General features: G+C 45.6%; 21 protein-coding genes. 7 read left to right on the top strand and 14 right to left on the bottom strand.

Going from position 1 to position 23,743, the window contains the following annotated elements:
- Positions 1–125 precede the first annotated feature (125 nt).
- Positions 126–884, top strand: a complete 759-nt coding sequence (cobA, locus tag NL626_RS05915) for a uroporphyrinogen-III C-methyltransferase (protein ID WP_167416015.1) — start codon at positions 126–128, stop codon at positions 882–884.
- Between the two features lie 16 nt (positions 885–900).
- Here cobA and NL626_RS05910 read toward each other — a convergent pair whose 3' ends face one another.
- Positions 901–1,341: a DUF4174 domain-containing protein gene (locus NL626_RS05910; protein ID WP_005376058.1), complete on the bottom strand. Its 441-nt coding sequence runs from the start codon at positions 1,339–1,341 to the stop codon at positions 901–903.
- 119 nt (positions 1,342–1,460) lie between these two features.
- Between NL626_RS05910 and NL626_RS05905 the strand changes: the two genes are divergently transcribed.
- Positions 1,461–1,949: an NYN domain-containing protein gene (locus NL626_RS05905; protein ID WP_005376059.1), complete on the top strand. Its 489-nt coding sequence runs from the start codon at positions 1,461–1,463 to the stop codon at positions 1,947–1,949.
- Positions 1,950–2,034: 85 nt separating this feature from the next.
- On the opposite strand, the gene NL626_RS05900 is transcribed toward NL626_RS05905, so the two are convergent.
- Positions 2,035–3,366 (bottom strand): anaerobic C4-dicarboxylate transporter, encoded by a 1,332-nt coding sequence (locus NL626_RS05900; RefSeq protein ID WP_005376060.1) that lies wholly within the window; start codon positions 3,364–3,366, stop codon positions 2,035–2,037.
- Positions 3,367–3,785: 419 nt separating this feature from the next.
- Here NL626_RS05900 and NL626_RS05895 point away from each other — a divergent pair, with 419 nt between their 5' ends.
- The gene (locus NL626_RS05895) at positions 3,786–4,523 is read left to right on the top strand and encodes a siderophore ferric iron reductase (RefSeq protein WP_005387980.1); all 738 of its coding nucleotides are present in this window, start codon (positions 3,786–3,788) and stop codon (positions 4,521–4,523) included.
- 89 nt (positions 4,524–4,612) lie between these two features.
- A complete protein-coding gene (locus tag NL626_RS05890; RefSeq protein ID WP_005387982.1) occupies positions 4,613–6,784 on the top strand; it encodes a TonB-dependent receptor in 2,172 nt (723 codons plus the stop codon).
- Positions 6,785–6,833: 49 nt separating this feature from the next.
- Here the strand turns inward: NL626_RS05890 and NL626_RS05885 are convergent, their stop codons facing one another.
- On the bottom strand, positions 6,834–7,025 hold the full coding sequence (locus NL626_RS05885; RefSeq protein WP_005376066.1) for a DUF2986 domain-containing protein: 192 nt from the start codon (positions 7,023–7,025) through the stop codon (positions 6,834–6,836).
- Positions 7,026–7,161: 136 nt separating this feature from the next.
- On the opposite strand from NL626_RS05885, the gene NL626_RS05880 reads away from it, so the two are divergent.
- A complete protein-coding gene (locus NL626_RS05880) occupies positions 7,162–7,671 on the top strand; it encodes a GNAT family N-acetyltransferase (protein ID WP_054865303.1) in 510 nt (169 codons plus the stop codon).
- A 14-nt stretch (positions 7,672–7,685) separates the two neighbouring features.
- Complete coding sequence (locus NL626_RS05875) at positions 7,686–8,075, top strand: nitrous oxide-stimulated promoter family protein (protein ID WP_005387988.1); 390 nt, start codon at positions 7,686–7,688, stop codon at positions 8,073–8,075.
- 49 nt (positions 8,076–8,124) lie between these two features.
- Here NL626_RS05875 and NL626_RS05870 read toward each other — a convergent pair whose 3' ends face one another.
- Both NL626_RS05870 and trxC read right to left on the bottom strand, forming a co-directional pair.
- Positions 8,125–9,285, bottom strand: coding sequence for an MFS transporter (locus NL626_RS05870; protein ID WP_033907039.1), 1,161 nt, complete (start codon positions 9,283–9,285; stop codon positions 8,125–8,127).
- A 176-nt stretch (positions 9,286–9,461) separates the two neighbouring features.
- Positions 9,462–9,896, bottom strand: a complete 435-nt coding sequence (gene trxC, locus NL626_RS05865) for a thioredoxin TrxC (RefSeq protein WP_213867732.1) — start codon at positions 9,894–9,896, stop codon at positions 9,462–9,464.
- Positions 9,897–10,058: 162 nt separating this feature from the next.
- Here trxC and NL626_RS05860 point away from each other — a divergent pair, with 162 nt between their 5' ends.
- Positions 10,059–11,153 carry a ketoacyl-ACP synthase III gene (locus NL626_RS05860; RefSeq protein WP_005387993.1) on the top strand — a complete coding sequence of 365 codons (1,095 nt, stop codon included), beginning with the start codon at positions 10,059–10,061 and terminating at the stop codon, positions 11,151–11,153.
- Positions 11,154–11,238: 85 nt separating this feature from the next.
- Here the strand turns inward: NL626_RS05860 and NL626_RS05855 are convergent, their stop codons facing one another.
- From NL626_RS05855 to fdhD, 9 genes are all read right to left on the bottom strand, one after another.
- Complete coding sequence (locus NL626_RS05855) at positions 11,239–12,564, bottom strand: DUF1501 domain-containing protein (protein WP_213867731.1); 1,326 nt, start codon at positions 12,562–12,564, stop codon at positions 11,239–11,241.
- Between the two features lie 9 nt (positions 12,565–12,573).
- Positions 12,574–14,142: a DUF1800 family protein gene (locus NL626_RS05850; protein ID WP_253657104.1), complete on the bottom strand. Its 1,569-nt coding sequence runs from the start codon at positions 14,140–14,142 to the stop codon at positions 12,574–12,576.
- 407 nt (positions 14,143–14,549) lie between these two features.
- On the bottom strand, positions 14,550–15,812 hold the full coding sequence (locus tag NL626_RS05845; RefSeq protein ID WP_005376082.1) for a hydroxymethylglutaryl-CoA reductase: 1,263 nt from the start codon (positions 15,810–15,812) through the stop codon (positions 14,550–14,552).
- A 351-nt stretch (positions 15,813–16,163) separates the two neighbouring features.
- On the bottom strand, positions 16,164–17,381 hold the full coding sequence (manA, locus tag NL626_RS05840; RefSeq protein WP_253657103.1) for a mannose-6-phosphate isomerase, class I: 1,218 nt from the start codon (positions 17,379–17,381) through the stop codon (positions 16,164–16,166).
- Between the two features lie 124 nt (positions 17,382–17,505).
- Entirely contained in the window at positions 17,506–18,846 is a 1,341-nt protein-coding gene (locus tag NL626_RS05835; RefSeq protein WP_005376086.1) for an MFS transporter, read from the bottom strand.
- Positions 18,847–18,852: 6 nt separating this feature from the next.
- Positions 18,853–20,355, bottom strand: coding sequence for a signal transduction histidine-protein kinase/phosphatase UhpB (gene uhpB, locus NL626_RS05830; RefSeq protein ID WP_065275326.1), 1,503 nt, complete (start codon positions 20,353–20,355; stop codon positions 18,853–18,855).
- A complete protein-coding gene (gene uhpA / locus NL626_RS05825; protein ID WP_005388005.1) occupies positions 20,355–20,963 on the bottom strand; it encodes a transcriptional regulator UhpA in 609 nt (202 codons plus the stop codon). The genes uhpB and uhpA overlap by 1 nt, the downstream gene beginning before the upstream one ends.
- Before the next feature lie 138 nt (positions 20,964–21,101).
- Positions 21,102–22,496: a hexose-6-phosphate:phosphate antiporter gene (gene uhpT / locus NL626_RS05820; RefSeq protein WP_253657102.1), complete on the bottom strand. Its 1,395-nt coding sequence runs from the start codon at positions 22,494–22,496 to the stop codon at positions 21,102–21,104.
- 406 nt (positions 22,497–22,902) lie between these two features.
- Positions 22,903–23,733, bottom strand: coding sequence for a formate dehydrogenase accessory sulfurtransferase FdhD (gene fdhD, locus NL626_RS05815; protein WP_017447522.1), 831 nt, complete (start codon positions 23,731–23,733; stop codon positions 22,903–22,905).
- Positions 23,734–23,743 lie beyond the last annotated feature (10 nt).

Raw genomic sequence — 23,743 nt, 5'->3', positions numbered from 1 at the left:
TTTAACTTTCGATAAGTATTGTATTGATTTAGCTATAAAAAGTAATAACTCCTTGGAGTGATTTTAACCTTGAGTTAATGACTTGAGTGTTACTTTTTATGTCCAAATTTTCGATAGGCGTTGATATGACAACTGTTAACTCATCTTTAAACAGCGGCTTTGTTTCTCTTGTTGGTGCAGGTCCTGGTGACCCTGATTTACTCACAGTAAAAGGCTTAAAAGCCATTCAAGCGGCTGAAGTTGTGGTGTACGACCGATTGGTATCAAAAGAGATTCTTGAGTTGGCGCATGCATCAGCAGAGATGATTTATGTTGGGAAAAAGCTCGATTTTCACTGCGTGCCTCAAGATCAAATCAACCAAATCTTGGTGCAAAAAGCGCAAGAAGGTAAACGCGTTGTACGTCTAAAAGGCGGCGATTCATTTATCTTTGGTCGTGGCGGTGAAGAGCTAGAAGAGCTAGCAGAATTCGGCATCAAATACGAAGTGGTTCCGGGTATCACAGCTGCTGCGGGTGCAACGGCTTACGCAGGTATTCCATTAACGCATCGTGACCACGCGCAAAGCGTTCAGTTCATTACTGGTCACGTACAAAAAGATGGCCGTGAGATTGAATGGCATTCACTAGCGCAATCCAACAACACACTTGTGTTCTATATGGGGTTGAAGCAAAGCGGCCATATTATGGATAAGCTGATCACTCATGGGTTAGATCCTGAGATGTCATGCGCCATTATTGAAAACGGTACGCGCCCAGAGCAGCGCGTGTTCCAAGGAAATTTGAACGAGCTATCGATCATGGCAGAGCAAGCCGTGAGCCCAGCATTGATTGTGGTTGGCAGCGTGACTCAACTTCACAACAAGTTGGATTGGTTCGCAACGTAATACTGCCCAGAAGTGACTATATTTTACAGGGGCTTTGTTGCCTCTGCATTTCTTGCTTACGCATAGGCATTTGATCAATGAGGTTGTTGATAAACGGCCAGTCTGTTTCTGCGCCCCAGCGGTGTTTTTCTAGACCATCTTTACCAAGCAAAATAGCGGTATGAGAGCCTTTTTCGACCTCATAAAGACGAGCTAGCATTTTTAGGTCGAACTCTTCTTTAAGCCAAGCAGGAAAAGTATAACCTTGTTCTGTAATGACCAGCGTGACGACATCTCTGTCTTCCAACTCACACTCATTCATAAGTGTTTCTAGCAAGAATTGTTTGACGTATTCATCATTTTCTGGCGCAAAGTAGAGCACACTTCTATGTGGCCAGTATTTGGAGTGCGCTGGATAACCAAATGCTGTCGATGACAAGATACAAGAAAGCAGTATCACTAGTAACTTTCCGCCCATGACAGTTCCCCTAGAAACCCAAATAACTTTTTATACGTTAAGTTTAGTGGAATTGGCTCATTGTGCTTTTTCCAAAACTGGCATAGGGTAGGCAGCAAATAAATTGAGCGTAGAAATAGATGAGTTCGGAAAGCAAACAAAAAATCGCCATTTTGGTTGATGTACAGAATGTGTATTACACCTGTCGCGAAGCGTATCGAAGCAATTTTGATTACAACCAGTTTTGGTATGTTGCCACACAAGGGAAAGAGGTGGTAAGTGCTCGTGCTTATGCAATTGCGAGCAATGATCCCAAGCAACGTCAGTTCCACCATATTCTTCGTGGTGTTGGATTTGAGGTGATGCTTAAACCCTACATCCAGCGTCGTGATGGCAGCTCGAAAGGCGATTGGGATGTGGGTATTACTCTCGATGCAATTGAAATTGCTCCCGAAGTTGAGGAAGTGATTCTAGTTTCGGGAGATGGAGACTTTAGTCTGCTAGTAGAGAGAATTCAGCAGCGCTTCAATAACACGGTGACCGTTTATGGTGTACCTAAGCTAACATCCCAAACTCTGATTGATTGTGCCGACAATTTTGTCGCGATTGATGACGATTTCTTGCTGTAGTAATAGTGCAATAAAGAAAGGCGAGTCACTCAGGCTGTACGAAACGTACAATGACTCGCCTCTAATTTATCGTTGATTTGGCTAGTTACGAAGGAATGATCATTTGCCCTAGCAAGTAACCCAAGCAACACGCACCAATCACGCCGATTAAGCCCACAGACATGAATGAGTGGTTGAAGTACCACTTACCAATCTTAGTTGTGCCCGAGGTATCGAAGTTCACAGTCGCGATATCTGAAGGGTAGTTTGGAATAAAGAAGTAGCCGTATACCGCTGGCATCAAGCCGATAAGCAGCGCAGGTTCCAAACCTAAGCCGAGACCAACAGGCAGCATCATGCGAGCCGTTGCAGCTTGAGAGTTCACCACAACCGACACAATGAATAACGCAAGCGCGAATGTCCAAGGATAGTTGGTTACCATCTCTACGATGCCAGATTTAAATTGAGGCATAGCGTACTGGAAGTAGGTATCTGACATCCATGCAATACCGAAGATAGCAATCGCCGCCACCATACCAGATTTAAATACCACCCCATTTGGTACGTCACGCGGGTCAGTTTTGGTCGCAAGCAAAATGATACCGCCGAAGCAGAGCATCATCATTTGAATCACAACTGCCATGCTGATTGGCTTCGAGCCATCTACGATGGTACGAATGTCTGGCCACATCGCGATAACGACGATAACCAAGATAGAAGCAATGAACAGCAATACAGAGTTACGAGCACTTGTTGGTAGTACTTCATCAAGAGACGTTGCAGTTGTGTTGAGGATTTTTTCTCTCCACACAGGATCTTTCAAACGCTCTTGGTATTCTTCATCGTCGTCTAGCTCTTTACCACGCTTTAGGCTGTAAAGTGACATCAACAACGTACCGAATAGCGTTGCAGGTACAGTAACGAGCAGAATTGAGAGCAGAGTGATCTCGTGTTGAATATCAGAGAGTTGCGCCAAGTAGTAAACTACGGCCGCTGAAATTGGTGATGCCGTGATTGCGATTTGAGAGGCGACAGAAGCGGCAGCCATAGGACGCTCTGGACGAATGCCGTTTTTAAGCGCAACGTCGCCAATGATTGGCATGATAGAGTAAACCGCGTGACCTGTACCAAGTAGGAAGGTCATAAAGTAAGTCACGAACGGAGCAATAAGGGTGACGCGTTTTGGGTTCTTACGAAGCACACGCTCGGCAACTTGCAGCATGTATTTCAAACCGCCAGCGGCTTCAAGAATGGAAGCACATGTTACCACCGCTAAAATGATCAACATGACGGTGACAGGAGGAGAGGTTGGCGGCATCTTAAAGATGAATACTTCAATCACCAAGCCAATTCCGGATACGACCCCAAGGCCTATACCACCATAACGTGAGCCGATATACAGCATCACGAGCAAAAATAGAAACTCAAGATACAACATGTGGATTTCCTTATTCAAAACAGAGGGCTACATAGCCAAATTACCTCTTTGTATTGTCTCGATATTCAGAAAGAAAATACTTCATGTTGTTCACAATCCGCTGGATAAGAAACAGCAATATTCAATTATTGGCAATAACTCACGCTACACAGGGAAACTGTTAACACAGTTTTATCAGGGTGTTTTTATGCTGTGTATTTTTGCGATCATGTGAGCGTTAAATGCGAAGAGGTTTAAGAGTTTGTTGCTATTCATCGCATACGTAACCAGACCTTACAGCTTCACAGAACTCGGAAATACATTCATAACTAACCCTAAGAGTGCTTCTTTGTTATGAAAACGCAAAGGATAATAGTTTGCATTGCGATTGGTGCTTGGGTATAAAGGTGTCAGAATGACTACACCAACAATAAGCCATCATGTCTGAGCAATTTTTCCCGCAACTGTTTCAAACTTCGAGTGAGATTACACCTTACCTACACGGTGATATCGGCGAGATAGGGCAAGAAGCTATCCATATCGAAAATGATATCAACCCGATCATCCAAGGCCTTTACCAGCAAATCTCGGAGGCTCATCCGGAAGCGGGAAAAGCATATTGGTTGACAAGAACGTGGGATTTACTTTGTTGGCAGCCAGTTTATGTCGCATTCATCTCTATTTACGGTTACCACACGTTGCCAAACATTCGCGAGATAGCGCAGCACCTCAAACCTTGTTTTGTTTCTGGGTACCGATTCGCCGACGAAGCGCATATACATGGCGAGCCAGAGGCGTTGATAAAAGAGGCGGGGCGTCAAATCCGAGAACTGTTCGACTTCTATCAAAAGGAGATGAGTCAATGGACACGCATTCGTCCTGGCTTCACCCATCAATTGATGTCGGACGGAATCATGGCTTGTTTAATTCGTCTCCAACAGCGCTTTCCGCAAATGACTAACTCGACACTTCAGGAGCATGCGGTCTTGTGGCTAAGCGCAATGGGTTTGGATGTTGATAATAGCCGCTCACTTCATGAGACGGAATCTGATCAGCCGCTAAAGTTAGTAAGAAAAAGTTGTTGTTTAGTCTATAAGTGTGAAGGCAGAAAGCTTTGTGCAGATTGTCCTCGTTTAGAGGAAAATCGACAGCTTATGAGCAAGAAGGTTCTTAATTAACATTTATTTAACTTGTGTAACAGTGCTCGATTTGAGAGTGAGAATAAGTATCATTGCATGCTCTTGTTGACAACAAAAAGATAAATACAATGATGAAAAGGACGTTTTCTTTCAATCTCATCGTACTTGCGATGAGCAGTGGATACGCAGTTAGCTCAATAGCAGCAGAAAATCTTCAACAAACATCGACTCCGAGCGATGAGCAATTGGTTGTTGTAGGCAGTGTGATGCCGAAATCGATCTCCGATATTCCAGGAACGGTTTGGTTTGTTGGCCAAGAAGAGATTGCTCAGCAATATCGTGCGGGGAAGACACTGGGTGATATTCTTTCTGCAACCATCCCTTCTTTAGACGTCGGCACCGGTGGTCGAACTAACTATGGTCAGAACCTTCGCGGTAGAGCAATGTTGGTAATGATTGATGGTGTCTCGTTACAGTCTTCTCGCCCGATTAGTCGTCAGTTAGACGCAATAGACCCATTCAACATCGAGCGAATTGAAGTACTATCTGGTGCAACCTCCATTTATGGGGCAGGCGCTACTGGTGGTGTTATTAACATTATCACCAAGAAAGCGTACTCGGATGACTTGTCGTTTGAATCCTACGTGAGTGGCACTACAGGTTTTAATAGCAGCGATGACTTTGATTACAAACTCGCTCAGTCTATCTCGGGTGGTAATGAGCGAATTACCGCTAGAGGTTCGGTTGTGTACACCGAGACACAAGGTGCATTTGACGCAAATGGCGACATTGTCACCCCAGACATTTCACAGGGCTCTTTGCAGTATAATTCAACGCTCGATGTTATGGGATCGACCGAGATTCAAATCTCCGATGCCAGCAAGTTAAACCTTGTCGCACAATACTATGACAGCCAGCAAGATTCGCCATACGGTTTGTACATTGTTAACAATAAATTTGTTGATGTACGAGAGGGGTTCGATTCCGACCGTGAACATGGTACAGAGCGAGTTCTCTTAAGTGCGAACTACGCTCACGACAGCGTATTCGGTCATCAACTGATAGGCGAGTTATCTTACCGTAGTGAAGACCAAACCTTTACTCCTTATTACCAAAGTGCCTCTCAACAAAAAACAGAAGTTTTTGCTGGGCGCTTAGCGTTAGCTAAAAGCTGGGAGTCATTCAAACTTGTTTATGGTGTCGATGCGTACTTAGACCGTTTTGAAAGTAACCAGGCTCTGTTCGATCCAACCATTGCGAACAGCTCTGGGAACTTAATTAATCGAACCTATGCCGAAGTGGGGCGTTACCCAGATGTTGATGTGGCGTCTTACGCAATGTTTGTCCAAGGGGATTACCAAATCAATCAAGATTGGTCAGTACAAGCAGGCTACCGCTACCAATACATGGACAATAAGATTGATGATTTTGTTGCCTATAGTATACAAAAGAAGATCGCATCGGGTAATGGTGTATCAGCGGATGCGGTACCAGGTGGCAGCACTGACTACTCTGTGAGCTTATTTAATTTGGGCACTATTTATCAGCTTAACGATGAATCTCAGCTTTGGGCGAACTTCTCTCAAGGTTTCGAACTCGCTGATCCTGCAAAGTACTACGGCCAAGGTAGCTACGATGCCGCGGATGCAAATGGTCACTACGCGTTGAACAATAGCATTAATGTATCTGACTCAAAAATGTCGGGCATCAAAACGGACAGCTATGAAATTGGTTACCGATTAGATACGGATACTGTCGCACTGCAAGCGGCGGGTTACTACTCGGTGTCGGATAACTCAATCAAGTATGACAAGAAGACGCTCCTAATCACCAATGTTGATGACGAGCAACGTGTATACGGTGCCGAAGCAAACATTAACTACTGGGTAAACCGTGATATTTTGTTAGGTGCATCAGGTCACTATGTGGTTTCTGAGCTGAAAACCAACGGTAAGTGGGAAGATCTAAGCGCGGGTAAAGCAAGTACATCAAAAGCGAACGCGTGGGCGGCTTACTATCAGGATGGCTATTCACTACGTCTACAAAGCCAGACGATGTTTGATTACGAAGATGACGCAAACAATAAACTAGATGGATACACTACGTTTGATCTTCTTGGTAACGTAACACTACCTATCGGGCAGTTAGGTTTTGGTATTCAAAACCTATTTGACGAAGACTACACAACCGCTTGGGGACAACGTGCGCAGATTCTTTATGCAGCACACTACGATGCAGCAGCGTACGACTACAAAGGAAGAGGTCGCACATTCACACTGAACTACAGTGTCGAATACTAAAGCTAACTCTCTCCGAATATCAAAAAAGCCGCTTGAAGCGGCTTTTCTTTTAGGCTTGATCTGTCTGCGCTGTGTCTACAACGTTTTCCGTGTGTTCTGAAGCTTGGTTTTGTTCTTCAGCTTCCATTTTCGCGCGTTCAGCTTTGGAGATATAACGCGGCTTATTGCTCTTATGTAGCTTAGCGTTATGCTTCTTCTGCTTCGCTTTCAAGATCTGATTGATTTTCTTCTTGCGGTTCATGGTGGTGGTCCTTTAATTTAGCGAGGCAGGATAGTTACTTTTTTATCAAGTTACAACTAAATAAGCGCCGGTATCGGTCGCAAAATTCAAGTACGTTCCTATGTCCAATCATCTATCGCGTTTTAATGGAGCCCAAATGAAAACACTGTACACCGAACGTTTGATACTGCGTCTTGTGAGTGTAGATGATGCACCATTTATACTAGAACTTTATAACCACCCAGACTTCTACCGTTTTGTCGGAGACAAACAAATTCGTACTGAATATGAAGCGGCGCGTTACATAAAAGAAAACATGCTACGCATGCAACAAATTAAAGGCGTGAGTTTACTCGTTGTAGAGAAGAAAGAAGATGGGCAACCCATCGGGATTTGTGGGTTGGTTAAACGTGACACATTACAACACTATGATCTCGGATATGGATTTTTACCTTCCGCTTATGGCTTCGGCTACGGAACGGAGTCTGCAACCGCAGTGCTGGAATACGCTAGAGAGGAAATGAAACTCGATAATTTGGTTGCCATCACCAATAATGACAATATTCGTAGTATAAGTTTGCTCAAAAAACTGGGCTTTGAGTTTGAACGAGTTGAGCAGCAATATGATAATGGCCGCACGTTAGAACTTTACACAATGATGTTGTGATTTTTGGATAGCGCATGAGCGATATTTTACTTGGCAAACTCGCCACTGAATTTAAGACAGTAAAAGCCATGGTAGAGGTTTACTGTCATGACCATCATGGAACAAAACGTGACTTATGCTCAGAATGTCGTGAGCTGCTTGAATACGCAGAAGTGCGCCTCGACCGCTGTCCTTATGGAGAGAATAAACCGACGTGTAACAAATGTCCGATTCACTGCTACAAACCAGAGCCGAAAGAACAAATGCGTTTGGTCATGCGTTACTCTGGCCCCAGAATGTTACTGAAACATCCCATCTTGGCGGTTCGTCATTTGCTTCATGAAAAGCGCATGGTACCGGAAAAGCCTGCAGCGAACGCGTCAAACCGTCACAAGCGTTTATCTAAACAAAAATGCGAAGAATAAAAAAACGAGGGCGACATGCCCTCGTTTTCGTTGAGTAGAAGCGGCGTGGTTAGAGGCCAGCGGCCATACGCTGCTTGGTTTTGCTCGCAGCAAGTAGCATGTATACGCCAGTCGCAACCAAAGCGGCAAACAAGTAGCCTAGCAAGCCGTGTTCTTGGCCCATGAATTTATCAGCGACAACAGGACCAGCAACAGAGCCGATGCTGTAGCTAAACAGCATGACTTGTGTCGCAGAGACAATAAAGCGTTCATCAAGTCCTTCGCAACCTAAGTTGATTGCTATCGGGTACAAGGCAAAAGTAGCTGCACCTAAAAAGAATAATGCAGCAGCCAATACCACGGCTGACGAGGAAATAAAGGTCATACCGATCGAAAAAATACCCAAAATACAGAAAAACGCCATTAGCACTGTGCGGCTCATGTATTTGTTTAACGCGGTCACCATTGGTTGAACTAGCATGCCACCTAGAATCACTAGCGCCATCAATGTACCAATGTCTTGATGGCTAATTTTACGGTTAGTTAACTCAACTGGCATTAATCCGTAGATTGCACCTAAGGTCAAACCTGAAACAACACAACCAATAATTGCTGCATGGTTTAGTTTGGCAATTTGCTTAAATGATAAAGCGGTTGATTCATGGCTGTTTGGCTGCTCACACTCAATGAACATTAGCACCAGCATCGCCATTAGGATCAACGTCGTGATCGCAATAAACGGAACGCCGCCACTTACGCCAAGCACGCCAATACCAAACTGGCCTAATGCTGAACCACCATAAAGCGATAGCATGTACAAGCTCAAACGTTTCGCACGCGATGCTTCGTCTCCAGACATTAGCCAAGACTCAACAATGACAAAAACACCAGCAACCGCGATACCCGCAATAAAGCGAGCGGCAAGCCACATCAATCCGTTAGCAAACACGGGTAGTGTGACGATAGTTAGCGAAAATACGGCCAAGCAACCAATAAACGCGTTACGGTGACCAACTTGACGTACGATACGTTCAATAAAAATAGCACCGGTTAATAAGCCGCCATAAAACACACTCGCCAACCAACTCGCGTAATCTGCTGAGATGTTGTATTCACCGAGCATGAGAGGGATCAAGCTCATTAAATAGCCCGAAGCCACCGCATAAAGAGACAGTGCGACGACTGGAACTGTAACTCGTGGTGATGCTGCAGGAACGACTGTGTTTTCCACTGTTTTGCGCCTATAAGTTAAATGAAATCTAAGGGTTATTCGGCGCGAATATGAGGCTAATAGTTAGGCAAGTAAAATGATAAATTTAAGTCGTTTCGACAAATAATATTTATTAACTAGATAGGTTGATAAGTTGCATAAAAACGCCAACCTACAAACAAGGTTGGCGTGGAAGATTATTTAGTAAGTGCTTGATTTAACCATTGATCAAATTGAGTTTTAGGTAACGCACCATTGATCATATCAACACGTTGACCATTTTTGAAAACCATAATGGTAGGAATGCTGCGAATACCAAATTGCGCCGCAAGTTGTTGTTGAGCTTCGGTATCAATCTTAACAAAACGAACCGTTCCGGCTTGCTCATGAGCAACATCAGAGAAAACAGGAGCAAAACCAACGCACGGGTTGCACCATGGGGCCCAAAAATCTACTACAACAGGCATATCACTTTGTAATAGAGCAGAAAAGTTATCTTGTGTACCTTCGATAGGTGAGCCGTCTAAAAGTGCACTTTTACATTTACCGCAAGTTGCAGATTCGGCAACGCGCTCATTAGGGACACGATTTAGACCGCCGCACGAAGGGCAGCGAGTTTTAAACGATGACATGACTTCTTCCTTTATTACGTATTGATGAAAACATGACTTACCAGTCAGCCTCATTATTTGTATACTTATTTTTTAACCTGCCGAAATAACGCAGCGCAGGTTTGTATTTGAGCCTAAGGTTCTAAGAAATTTTATTAAAATACAACAATAAATAGGTCTGCGATGACAAATTACTACGCTGAAATTACAGGTTGGGGGAAATGTGTTCCGCCAGCCGTGCTCTCTAACGATGATCTTAGCACTTTCCTCGATACTTCCGATGAGTGGATTCGTACCCGCACTGGTATCGAAAACCGCCGTATTAGTCATGTAAACACGTCAGACATGGCGACCGTTGCTGCTAAACATGCATTAGCTCGAGCAGGCGTCGATGCAACAGACGTGGATTTAATCATTGTGGCGACTTGTTCACCAGATTCATTGATTCCAAATATCGCGTCTAAGGTACAGCAGAACCTAGGTATTCGTGCAGCCGCTGCCTTTGACTTAAATGCCGCATGTACGGGATTTGTCTATGGCCTAGAAACGGGCACACGTTTGATTCAATCAGGTAACTATCGTAACGCGATCATTATTGGTGCGGAAAGATTGTCTTTCTACATCGATTGGGCAATGCGAGATACCGCTGTTCTATTTGGTGATGGTGCGGGCGCCGTTGTGTTATCAAGAACGGAAAAAGAAACGGGTTTACTACAGTCTCAAATCGGTTGTGACGCAAAAGGCCGCGATATTCTGTCCGTACCAAAGTTTGGTACTTGTATGGATCGCTTTGCGGAAGACAACGGTTACTGGGATTTCAACTTTGTAGGACAAGAAATTTTCAAACGTGCAGTAAAAGGCATGGGGCTAGCTGCGAAAACCGTACTGAAAGCATCACAGTTAACGACGGAACAAATCGATGTTGTGATTCCGCATCAAGCGAATATTCGTATTATTCAAACCTTGTGTGACCTGTCTGGAATTCCACACGACAAAGCGTTTGTTAACATTCAAAACTATGGCAATACTTCAGCTGCGACGGTGCCAATTGCATTGTGTGAAGCGGTAGAGCAAGGTCGAGTTAACCCAGGTGATAATATGCTTCTTGCTGCATTTGGTGCAGGTTTGACATGGGGTGCGGCAGTATTGAAATGGGGTGACCGCGTAACGCCAATTGGCGAAAGTGATGCGGTTCTGCCTGAATGTGAGCAATCCGCGCTAGAATTACTTGAGCGTGCCATTAAGCTGTGTAACGAACGCCGTCGCGACGAGGTGTAACGGACACTTTGCAAACATAAGATGAGTAAGGGAGCGCGAGGCTCCCTTATTTGATGATGTGTTCTACAGCTACCTGTAAAATATCTTACGACATAAAACCCAGGTTTGAATGAGTAAAATTACGGATGTTCGGGAACACGTATTCCAGTGCAGCGTTATCACTCACGCCCATCCACTGTGCTAGTGTTGAACCAACTTGATCAGCGGCAATTTTGGGTATGAGTCGGCCTTGAGAGTAATCATCGTTTCCGCCCAGTATGAGTTCCGGCCATGTACCGATAGGTTGTTTCCCATTTACCGCGCCTCCAATTAATAGTTGATGGCCACCCCAGCCATGATCGGTACCATCTCCGTTGCTCATCATCCGTCGACCGAAGTCAGACATAGTGAAAGAGGTGACTTGCTTGTTTAGCCCTAACCGTTCGACCGCACGATACATTGCTAAAAGGTTTGTTGCGAGATCCTCAAGTAACACTGGATGACGTGCCAATTGCGAATCGTGCAGGTCATACCCAGAGTGTTTAACGAAAAAGACTTGTCGTTGCTGCTTCAGGACATCTTGGCTTGCTATCAATTTGTACACGGTTTGCATCTGCTTGCCGAGCGTCGATGACGTAAACAGCGGCTCGTCAGCAATGTGGTTGAGTTGCTCGCTCAGTACACTACTCATTACCATCGACTCATCAACCATCAAATTAAAATGACCATTAAATGGATTGTCAGTTTGATGAGAGAGAAGGCGATCATAGATCCCCTTGTATAGCGGGTTATCAATCGCGGTAAGCTGAACTGCGCGATCTTTTTTCAGGACGGTTTGGCGGTGTTCCATTGCCCGTAACCAAAGCGAGTTGCCATGCACACTGTATAGCGGTGTTATTTCTGATTCAGAGTTTAATACATCCAACATTCTGCCAGCCCAACCAAGATTTTTAGACTCGCTCATTCCACCAAGTAACCAAGCGTCTGTTTGAGAATTATGAGAAAACAGTTGCTCGGGAAGTGATGCTTCACCTTGCTCAATAGCTTGTTTGGTGACGGGATGGTTGAGAATGCCACTATTGAGCACGATGCTGGCATCGCCTTGTTCGAAAACGGAAGTTAACGCATTTAACTTTGGGTGTAAGCCGAGCTTCACTGGGTGATTTGAGCTATCGACAGCACTTAAATTGATAGGGAGTATGTCTTCTTTGGCGACAGAGAGTGGCCCTCTGACTTTGGAATATTGACGATAGTGCGCCTCCGATAATGGCAGTATGGTGTTGAATGCATCGTTTCCGCCTGCTAAATACACACATATTAATGCTCGAAAGTCATTGGATGGCGCTGCGAGAGAGTAACCTGGCAGACTAAGAGAGGCTAGTGCGCCCATCGATAGCGTGCTTTGTATAAAATGTCGTCGTGAAATATCCATAATTCACTCCTAATCCTGAATATAGAATTCGTCGCCAGAAATGGCGGTAAATATCACTAGAGCGAGTTTTGTTGTTGGCACATAGTCCCCACGATAATCATTCAGGGCGGTGAGCATGAGCTCTTTCAATTCATCAGAAGCCGTTCCAGCAAAGAAACGCTCGTTAACCAATTCGACTAAGGCACGGTGATCGTCCAGAAGAAGATAAAACTCGTTAAGATCGAAGTGGTAGGAATCACCACCTCCTCTACGAGTGCTGGTTAACATATAGTTGACCAAATCGGTATAAACAGACCAATTGAGAAGTTCATACTCTGGAGAGTTAATACCAGACTCCGTAAACTCGTTAGACGGCTGATAGTCTGGAGAGTAAAAATTAAACACGGAAGGAGAACGAAGCGGCCCTTGATTAGCGATGTTCATCATCGTTGTTGCGTCTTCGTAACGTGATCCTTTAATCGTAAAACCTGATGCTCGATGAAAATTAGTCAGGACCAGTATCGGTTCTTTCACTTTTATAGGCGGGGTATCCGTCATCCCTAATGCTTCAGGGTCGAGCAATATGGCTCGAACAACGGCGGTTAGATCGCCTTTTTCTCCTTCCCCATTGTTGTTAAATATCGTAGCAACACGCGCGACGTACTCTGGGCTTGGATTTGAACTGACCAAACGTTGGATAAGTAACTTTGAAACAAATGGAGCAACATTTGGGTGAGACATCAACATATCAATCACTTTTGAAAGCTCTTCTTGTGCGGTTAGACCCGATGGGATCACGTTCCCTAGAAATCGCTTCTCGCCGGTGTCGTGCCGTTGACTGATAACTCGCATCGGTTTCACGAATGCGATGTCGGAATTTTTCCATCCAGTTAATGCTCGCGCGAGCTCTTGAATATCAGTTTGATTGTACGTGGGGATAGGTTTGCCTGTTGCGTGGTTTAGCTTTTTACTGCCATCTAAATTGAGTTCATACAAACCGATAGTGAATAACTGCATTAACTCTCGAGCAAAGTTCTCATCGGGAAGCGTTCCTGTCGCACTATTTTCTTTTGCACTACCGAGCATAGACAAATAGCTCCCCATGACTGGATGGATGGAAACGTCATACAACAGGTCTCGGTAGTTGCCAAACGCATGCTCAACCAACAGATCGTAGTAATTCACTAACCCTGTAGGTTTGCTGGAAAGAACGCCGCCATAACGAGAAACGACTACGATCTGACTCAATGCATAAGCCGTTCGCTGCCTAAGCTGATCTTCAGCAGTAACAACAATTTGATACCAAGCATTTTCGCGGTTTGACTGTAGGCCTTTAGAAAAAGGCGTTTGATAAAGTGGTTGATGGTAGGTTGCTGGCAGGTTGATTTGTTTCTGTATCCAATCCTCTAACCCGTTTTCCCTAACCTCATTAATTAACGCAGGTGTTGGTCCAAAAGAGGTTTGATAGAGAAAACGCGCAACGGTTTGATCGGATGGGGATTGCTGTATTTGTGCTGATACATTAGGCACATGGCTCAGCAATAAGATAGCCAATCCTAGTACCCAAGCAGAGATTTTATTTAGCTTCTGACGTCTCATAGTTAACTCGCTTACCCGAAGTAACGATTTAAGTCCATTTAACGGGAGTTATTAAGCTCTTTTGAGCTGTTTAGTAAATTTATGAAAATCAAGCAGCTGCATAGGCGAGTATAGTAGCTATAAGTGGTGAACAAAAAACTCAAACGATGAATTTGGTACTATAGTGCTAGAAGTTTTTGATGCTATTTTTTCTAAGATACTGATATTAAATATGGCCAATGAAGAGTAACAAGCAGAGATATCGCAATGGATATAGAAGGGGGACAGCTAAAGTACGGTTAACAAGAGATTGGTATGTTTGTTAAGGCTTAAGTTAGTTTCAAGAAATTATTGAGCCAATAAATAAAGTCCATTGGTTTGCACAAGAGAAAACCACACGGATGTTCTCTTGTACAAAGCAACAAAGGTTATTTTCGGGCAAGCTTATGGTGAGCACGAGAAAAGTGATCGGCACAAAATGCGCCCACAATCGAGAGTTCGCCAGCCAGACAAAGCGAAGCTGCGACTTCGGCTAACGCTTTCGCATTGCCGTTGCCGTGCAAACCCAAAATATCCAAACATGCTTTTTGCGTTGGAAGGCCAGTACCACCGCCAACCGTTCCCACCATGATGTTTGGCAAGGTCACGCACGCGTACAAGTTGCCTTGAGCGTCCACATCCATACGAGTGATTCCAATGGCAGACTCTGCAACGCAAGCGGCATCTTGACCACAAGCAATGTAAAGCGCGGCAAGGGCATTTGCGTAATGCGCGTTGACGCCAATTGTCCCGCTGAGTAAACCACCCACCGTGGTCATTTTGCCAAATTGAACCATAGACTCCGGCGTCGTATGCAGATATTTTTCCACCAACTCAGCAGGAATGGTCACTTCGGCGGATACTTTCTTACCGCGTACCGAGCGCAGTGTGTGTGCGTTTGGTTTTTTGTCGCCTGATAAGTTGCCATCCAAGAATGCTTGAGTTGGTTTGATTGGGCTGGTCGCCAAAATATGATGGAACACTTCGTTTGTTGCGATGGTCACCATGTTTTGTCCGGAAGCGTCACCAGTCACGTATTCAAAGACCAAATAAACATGGTTTCCTTCGATATTTACATTGATGTCTTTGAGTTTGCCATGTGAGGTGGTGGATTCCGCAATTTGACGAAATACGTCAAACTGGGTCACAACCCAACTGACGAACTGGCCGGCGTCAGCAAGGTGATTAAAGGCGAATACTGGTGTTCGGCTCACCCCTTCACTTAGTAACAATGCGCTCGCGCCACCAGCGGCGGTGATAAGATTTGCGCCACGGTTGTAGGAAGCGACTAACGCGGCTTCTGTCGTTGCGAGCGGAACCAAAAAGTCATCGTTCGCATACAAGCCGTTGACGCGCAAAGGGCCTGCAATGCCGACCGGCACATTAACAGTACCAATGAAGTGCTCGATGTTGTTGGAGTAAGCATCGCAATGTGACTGCGTGAAAGGATCAAGGAGATGATCTTTATTGGTCACGTGTTCCAATACTTGCCAACGGCGCGCCAAATGCTTATCCGACAGGCCAGGGCTTAAGCAGAGACGTTTCTCTGGCTTGTGAAACTTCGGTTCTAATGCCGATTGAATCTTACTGCTGGTTTCGATATCGGAAAGGGCGGAGCTTTGAACAGGGTTATCTTGGTTTAACTTCGGCATACAAACGTTAACTGAAAAATCGAACCAGAGATTGTAGTGATTGAGGCTTTGATTACAACGTTGATTATACGTTTTGCAACAAATACCACTGTGCAAGCGCCTTTATTATCCAAGTGATTTGATATTGGAGCGACGAATTTATCGGACATAAATGGGTTTTGACAATGAATGTTGAGTAAATGGTAGATCCGGGAGGTTATGGCTTTTAGAGAAACTGGCCTGTAGGTGTTTTGATTCGACAAGGTGTAAGCATGAGTGCCTTAAGAGCGGAATGGTTCAATCTATGAAAGGAATAAATTGTCTAACCCAGTCCCTTGGGTCAGACGTTAGTTTGAATCGGTTGTTCAAAAACTAGTTGAAGGCGCGAGCCACACGTCCCGCACTTTGAATACGGTAATGGCCAACGTAAGCAGGAACAAATACAGATTGTCCCTTCGCGGCGGTTAACGTCTCACCGTTATCACTGATGAGTGTCAGGTCGGCATCAATCGCCATCAAAATCTCTGCGCTATTGGCATCAACCACTTCATTGTTCGGTTGGTTAAGAATGCTGAAACTAAAGTCTGCCACTGGGACCGGATAAAGGCTTTGGCAACCATCGGCATTGGGTTCTAGAACAAGGCTGTTAAACGGCTTAGGCACAAAGTCTGTGCATTTAACCAGTTCTTCAACATCCATGTGTTTCGGCGTGAGTCCTGCACGCAAAACGTTATCTGAGTTCGCCATGATCTCTAATCCCGTACCTTTAATGTAAGCGTGTGGCGTTCTTGCGCTCAGGAACATCGCTTCGCCAGGTTGCAGCGTGATGACATTCAACAGTAATGGCGCAAACAAGCCGACATCGCCAGGGTATTGAGTGGATAGATCCAAGATGAGCTGGAAAACGTCGCTGTCAGTGCCTTGCTCCGATTGACGTGAAGCGTGGGCAAGAAGCTGTTTCAGTGCTCGCTCTTTTGTTTCTCCTTCCATGGTAAGAATGTGCACAAAGAAATCGCGTAAACCTTGTGAGTTGATTTCGCGTTTGAATGTGTCAAGAGGCGCGCGTAGCTCATCGATATCGCAAAGGCTAAATGCCTCAATAATCTCGGCATACGAGCGAAAACCGTTCATGGCTTGGTAACTTGTCAGCGCGTACACCAACTCAGGTTTGTGGTTTGGATCCTTGTAGTTACGATGGCTTGCGTTTAGTGGGATCCCGGCACTTTGTTCTTTTTCGAAGCCTATTTCGGCATCTTGTTTGCTTGGGTGAACTTGAATCGACAGTGCATGTTCGGCCGCTAAGATTTTAAACAGAAAGGGCAGGTCTCCAAATTTTGCTGCGGTTTCTGCTGATAAATAAGCGGGTTGGTTTTGTTTGATCAGTTCAGACAAAGGCAGCGTGTTTTGCTCAACCTGAACTTCAGAGCAGCCGTTTGGGTGAGTACCCATCCATACTTCTGCTTGAGGCTCATTCGTTTCGTTAGAAAAGCCAAACAAATCGTGAATAGAAGAGGTGCTTCCCCAAGCGTAGTTTTGGATTTTGTTGTTCATTTGAAAGAAGCTATGCGATGAAATAGTGTTCAAATTCATGAATTTTTCCCATAGTTAACCCTCCGAACTGAATCGGAAGAAAAATTGAGCAGAGATACGTTAAATAAGGAGGGCGAGCGCGGTTAGGTCACTCGCCAATTGGCCCGAAGGGCGATAAGTCGATTTACAACCGAGGCTTTGGTTCGAGAGGTTTTCGTGATGGCTGCGCTTGCAAAAATGGCAGCAACAAAAGGCCAATGACGGCTGCACAAACTGAAATGGTGATGAAGAAACCCGTCCAATGATACTCTTCAAGAATTAACGCCAGCGGATAGCCAGACAATGCTGCGCCCATGTAGGCGAACAAGCCCACGAATCCTGTTGCCGCGCCGGCAGAATCTTTGTGAGAGCACTCCGCCGCCGCCATACCGATCAGCATTTGTGGCCCAAAGACAAAGAAGCCGATGGAGAACAATCCCGCTGCTTGGAATGCAAAGTTGGTCAGAGGCATTAGCCAAAGCGCGGAGACAGATAAGAAAATCCCAATCGCGAACAGCAAGTTCATTGGCCCACGGTTACCGCCAAAGAGTTTGTCTGAGCCCCAACCCGCAACCAATGAACCAACAAAACCGCCGATTTCAAACATAGAAAGGGCAGCGTTGGCGTTAATCAGGCTGTAGTGATGCTGCTCTGTTAAGTAAAGGTTTCCCCAGTCGTTGATTGCGGTTCGGACGATGTAAACCAACACATAACTGAACGCGAGCAGCCAGATGTATTTGTTGTTAAATACGTACGATTTCAGAATTTCTCGGTAGGTGAGGCCACGTCCGTAATTTTCCTGCGCAAGTTCTAGTGCGTCGTTGCGCCATTGGCCGACACTTGGTAAACCCATTGTTGTGGGTTTGTCGCGCAATCGCCAACAAACGAATAGACCGAGTAATACGCCGATGATGCCGGGTAGAATAAAGCCTTCACGCCAGCTGTAGTGCAACGTTAAATAGCCCACCAAAATAGGGATCAGCGCGCCACCAACGTTGTGTGCGGTGTTCCAAATGGCCCATAAGAAGCCACGCTCGGAGCGTGAATACCAAGTGGTTAACAGCTTGGAGCATGAAGGCCAGCCCCAGCCTTGGAACCAGGCGTTTAAGATCCACAGAGTAATGAAAGCCGCGAGTGAGCTAGAAAAACCGAACGCGATATTGACCAGACCTGTCGCAATCAATCCTAATCCCATGAAATAACGAGGATTAGAGCGATCCGAAATCGTGCCAGAAATAAACTTCGAACAGCCGTAAGTAATGTAGAAAAGCGTACCGATAAGACCCAAATCACCTTTATCTAAGCCAAGATCGGTAATCATCGCTGGTGCGGCGTAGTTAAAGGTCTTACGGGTAAAGTAGAAACCTGCGTAGCCGATGTACATCCCCAACATAATGTGCAAACGCCAATGGTGGTAACGCTGGTCGATTTGCTCGTTGCTCAGGCTCGGTTGAGTAAATTTAGGTGAACGTAAAAATCCAAACATCTTGAGTTACACCTTAGGTAAAGTAATGCTGATTTGTGTGCCGGTCACTTGATCGCTGGTGGAGTAGATAACCATTTTTCCACCTAACGCGTGCACACGTTCTTGCATGCCGCGAACGCCCATGCCTTTCATGCTGTCCTGAACTTTGAATCCGACACCATCATCGTGAATCATCAGTGACACCGCAGCTTCTCCAATTGTCAGTTCAATATTGATCAACTGCGCTTCTGCGTACTTGGCAGCGTTATTTAATGACTCTTGGCATAAACGGAATAGGGTTACTTTGAGTGTGTCACTCAGGCTGGTGTAATCGCCTTGCCAGTTCAGTTGAACAGTTGTTCCGTGATTGGCGAATTCCATCTCTCGCGTCAGTTGCTCGACGGATTCTTTTAAGTCCAAATCATCCAGCATTTTTGGTCTTAGCTTGCTTAACAGTCGCTTAGTGGTGTCGTACACGTTGAGGGAAAGCCCTTCGATCATGTCCGCGCAACCAACGCGTGTTTCTGCGTTGTTCACTCGTTTAATGATGTTGGCTTGTGTGCGGATTGCCGTGATGTTCTGTCCTATTTCGTCATGCAGTTCGCGCGCAATATCGCGTCTTACGGACTCTTCAGCTTTGATAAGCTGGCGAGACAAATTCTGATTGCGCGCAAGTTCACCGCGCAGTTTGTGATTGAGGTCTTTTTGTTTCTGAACCCCTAAACCGAGCATAATGCCAGTAATGGTTTGCGCCGAGAGAGATAATAACAAATCGGTGATTTCTAGATTCGATACGCCGCTACGAGCCGCAATCAGCGCTATGCTGTTGAGCATGGTGGCGAGCAGAGCACCTTGCCAGCCGTAACGCAGAGCAAGCACGATGATTGGAATCGCCATACAAAATGGCGCAAATCGTTTTAGCTCTTCAGGCAAGCTGGTTTGCACCAAAATACTGCCGATCAAAAGCAGCGCATAAAGCACGATATGACGTACCTGAAATACAACGGCATTACTAAGTAGGAGAGAGCTAAGCGGAGACCAACGACTTTGGAACAAATAGCTCCACAACAGGTAGCACATAGGCACCACGAGCAAGCCTCCAGAAATGCTAGCCAGCCATACCATGTAAACAGAAGGCACGTGAAATCCGACCGCCATTACGTTGATGAAGGCGGTAATGATGATCACAATGCCCATCACGGCTAAATGGCGGTTTTGGTCTCCGTAGTAGTATTTTTTCGCAATCAGAGTGACCGGGATACTGGCAATGCTCGCAATCAGCACGGTAAGCCACTGCGGTTGACCCAGTAACATCGCAAGTGCGATGGAAAGTCCCCACTCCGAAAGGTAAATCGTCGGCCAATAAGCGGTGCGAGTGTGAAGGGCGACACCTAATCGTAAAGCGAAAGGAAACAATAAGATCGCCAGCTCGGGATCATTGACAAAGTAGTAGGCGATCACCCACAAACAGAACCAGGCGCAGGCCATAACAAAAAGTCCGCAAATGGTGGTAACAGCATAAGCTCGCATTAAAAGGACTCTTGAGAAAATAGTTTGGCGAGCTCAACGTTGTTTTTCACGCCGAGTTTGTCGATGGCATTAGCACGATGAACATGCACAGTCTTGTGGCTCAAGCCAAGCTCAGCCGCGACAGACTTCACATCCAACCCATTGGCAAGTAGTTGACATACCTCGTTTTCACGTTTTGTCAGTTGGCATAGAGAGGTGGTGTTGTCGCTAGGCGTTGCAAGTTTAAGTGCAATATCTGATGTGAGGTAACAGCCGCCAGACGCACTGGTTCTCACGGCTTGAATAAGTTCGTCTGGGCTACAGCGTTTACTAAGATAGCCTTTTGCACCTAGCTTTAGTGATTTTTCCACCATCGCAGGGGAGTCATGCACGCTAAGCATCACGCAGGCAATGCCAGTTGGTATTTCGCTAAGAAAGTTTAAGCCGCTTTCATCTGGCATGGAGATATCTAGGATGACGACATGAGGGTGTACCGCAGGCAAGCCTTTTCGCGCTTCGGCGACAGAGCCGAATTCACCAACAACGGTAATATCACTTTCTAAATTTAATAATTGTGCGAAACCTGAACGCACGATGACGTGATCATCAACTAGAGCAACATGAATCATTATTACAACCAAATAGAGCAGACGACTAACAACAATAAGCTCCAACAGGAGCTAATAGAAAAATCTTTAATGATACTGAATTGAGCCATGCTTTTTAATGATCTTGCGCGCTTTACCGAAGTAAAGCGCGCAGAGAAGCTAGGCTTGGTTTTGTGCAAGTTGAAGCTTCTTCGCGTGTCGAATCTTCTTCTCTTCCGCGATAGCGACGAAAGCAAGCAAAACAATACAAATCATGGCGGAGGTATCTAGGGCTGCGAAGGTACCTTTCCAACCTGTTAAGCCGAAGATAGGTGTACCGTCTGCAATCATACCGAGACCAAGTTTCGCGAAGCTGTCACCGATTAGGTAAGCGAATGTACCTTTTACGCCGTCAGCCACACTGATTGCTTTTTTAGGGACAAAACCAACCGCGGCAACACCGATAAGAAGTTGCGGACCAAACACCAAGAAGCCCAATACAAATAGAGAGGCTAAGTACATGAACTCGCTAGTGGCGTGTTGGTAGAACTCAAGCGATACGATGATCAAACCAAGAGATACACAAGCAACCAATGCGCGGCGACCGTTTGCTAAGTCAGATAAGTAACCCCACATCAAAGTACCCACAAGCGCACCGACTTCGAACAGAGTAAAACCAGAGATTGCCGTTTCTTTTGACAGACCAAGTTCTTGGTACGCGTATACCGTTGACCATTGGTCGATACCAATACGCACGATGTAAAGGAAGATGTTGGCAAAGCAAAGTAGCCAGATAACTTTGTTTTTAAGAACGTATTCAACAAAGATTTCTTTTTTGGTCATCTGGTTTTCTTCAGCGGCGGTGTCTTCTTCACTCACTGCTTCATCGAAAAGTTCTTCTACTTTACCTAGACCGTAAGCTTCTGGAGAGTCGCTACCAAAGCGCATACCGATAAAGCCAACGATGATCGCGATGATAGAAGGGAACACGAACATGCCGATTACGTGGCCGTCGAATAGGTAGTTAGCACCGAAAAGAGCAACACCCGCTGCGCCAGCACCACCAACGTTGTGTGACATGTTCCACAAGCCTAGGTAAGAGCCGCGTTTGTTACGAGGTGTCCATTTTGTAATGGTTGAGTAACTAGAAGGGCCACCAGTACTTTGGAAGAAACCACTTAGAGCGTAGAAAGCCACCATCAAGAACAGGCTTGCACTACCGCCGCCCATGCTGAAGCTGAAACCAAGCATTGCAAGACCAGAAAGGATCAGCATAAAAGGGAGGAATTGCTTGGTGTTCTTACCGTCAGCGTAGTAAGACACAACGGTTTTACCGATGCCGTATGTGATGGAGAAGCCAAGGCCAATAAGACCTAGGTCTGTCATGCTCAAACCGTAAGTTGAGATCATGTCGTTTTGCGCGACATTGAAGTTCTTACGAATCAAGTACATGGTTAGGTAGCCGATAAATACGACCAAGTAAGATTGGATGAACGGTTTAAACCACATCTTTCTTCTAACTTCGACAGGAAGATCGAGGGTCGGCCTCCGCACCTGTTCGAGGAATTTTAACATGATGAACTCTCTTGTAATTGTTTTAGAAACACAACGGAGACCGTTATGCGCTCTTGTTACCTTTGACTGAGCGGAATTCTAGAGAGTGGTTTTGTGAGGCACATGAGATGGTTGCCTAGATCGGCTAGGAAAAATTCCTAGAAATGCCTAGGAAGGAGGAAAAGCGTGAAAAGAGTCACACAAAATCCTTACTAATCTATGGGGTTTTGACTGGGTTCTTATCGGATTGGAAAGCGTTCAAATGCAAGCGGGTTAATATGCGTAAGCTTAGTGCAGACAAGGGGTGAGCACGTTTGGTTGGAGAGAATAGTGGCTTGTCGCTAAGTATCAATTGGGAATGAGAAGCAAACAACAGAAACCCGGAGGTCTCTGTTAGAAATATTAGGAATTCGGCTAGGTTGACGTGTTAAGGCGCAGGGCTGTATAGACGCGGCGAGCCGTGTTTTGGTAAGTGAATTAGGTTCAAATGGTTTCTTCTTGCCCATTCGACGGTTAACGCTGTAGGTGCAGATAAGCAAACCAGAGTGGGGATACGCGCGCGAACGGCTTTGTGGATCAACTCCAAGCTGCAACGGCTTGTCATGATAGCGAAGCCACTTTGAGGCTCGATGTGATTGTTGGCTAATGCGCCAATCAACTTATCTAGCGCGTTGTGGCGGCCGATATCCTCTCGGCACAACTTGATGTTGCCTTGTAAATCTGCAAATAAGGCGGCGTGTAACGCGCCAGATTCACGTGCGGCTTCTTGATGCAGTGCGACTTTGTCTCGCAGCCCTTCAAATACATCGGAGCGCGGAGGAAGAGACGGTGTCAGCGGCGCCAAATCAGGCAAAGCTTGTTCCAGAGCCTCGACACCACAAATGCCGCATCCGGTTGTGCCGGCAAGATTTCGGCGCTGTGTTTTTAACGCCCAGAAAGCGCGGTTGCTGATTTCCACTTCCGCATAGTGAGATTCGTGATCGCCACCAATTTCAATGTCTTTGATCTCTTTGAAGTCGTGGACGATGCCTGTGCTTAGGCTAAATCCTTTCACGAAGTCTTCCAGATGGCCTGGCGTCACCATCATGACCGCTTGGCTAATGCCGTTGTAGCTGATAGCTAAGGCGGATTCACTCGCCAGCGACATTTGTTGCACTGGGCGGCCATCAATCAATTCTCGGTAATTGAACGCACTTGGTTGAGGTGGTGCTTGATTGAAATCGGACAGTTCAAAATAAGATTGAGTAGTACATCTCATGAAATCACCT

It is taken from the genome of Vibrio sp. Y58_MX_L22 (genome assembly GCF_024181865.1).
GTDB lineage: Bacteria > Pseudomonadota > Gammaproteobacteria > Enterobacterales > Vibrionaceae > Vibrio > Vibrio alginolyticus.
This window is presented reverse-complemented; position numbering and strand designations above follow the sequence as displayed.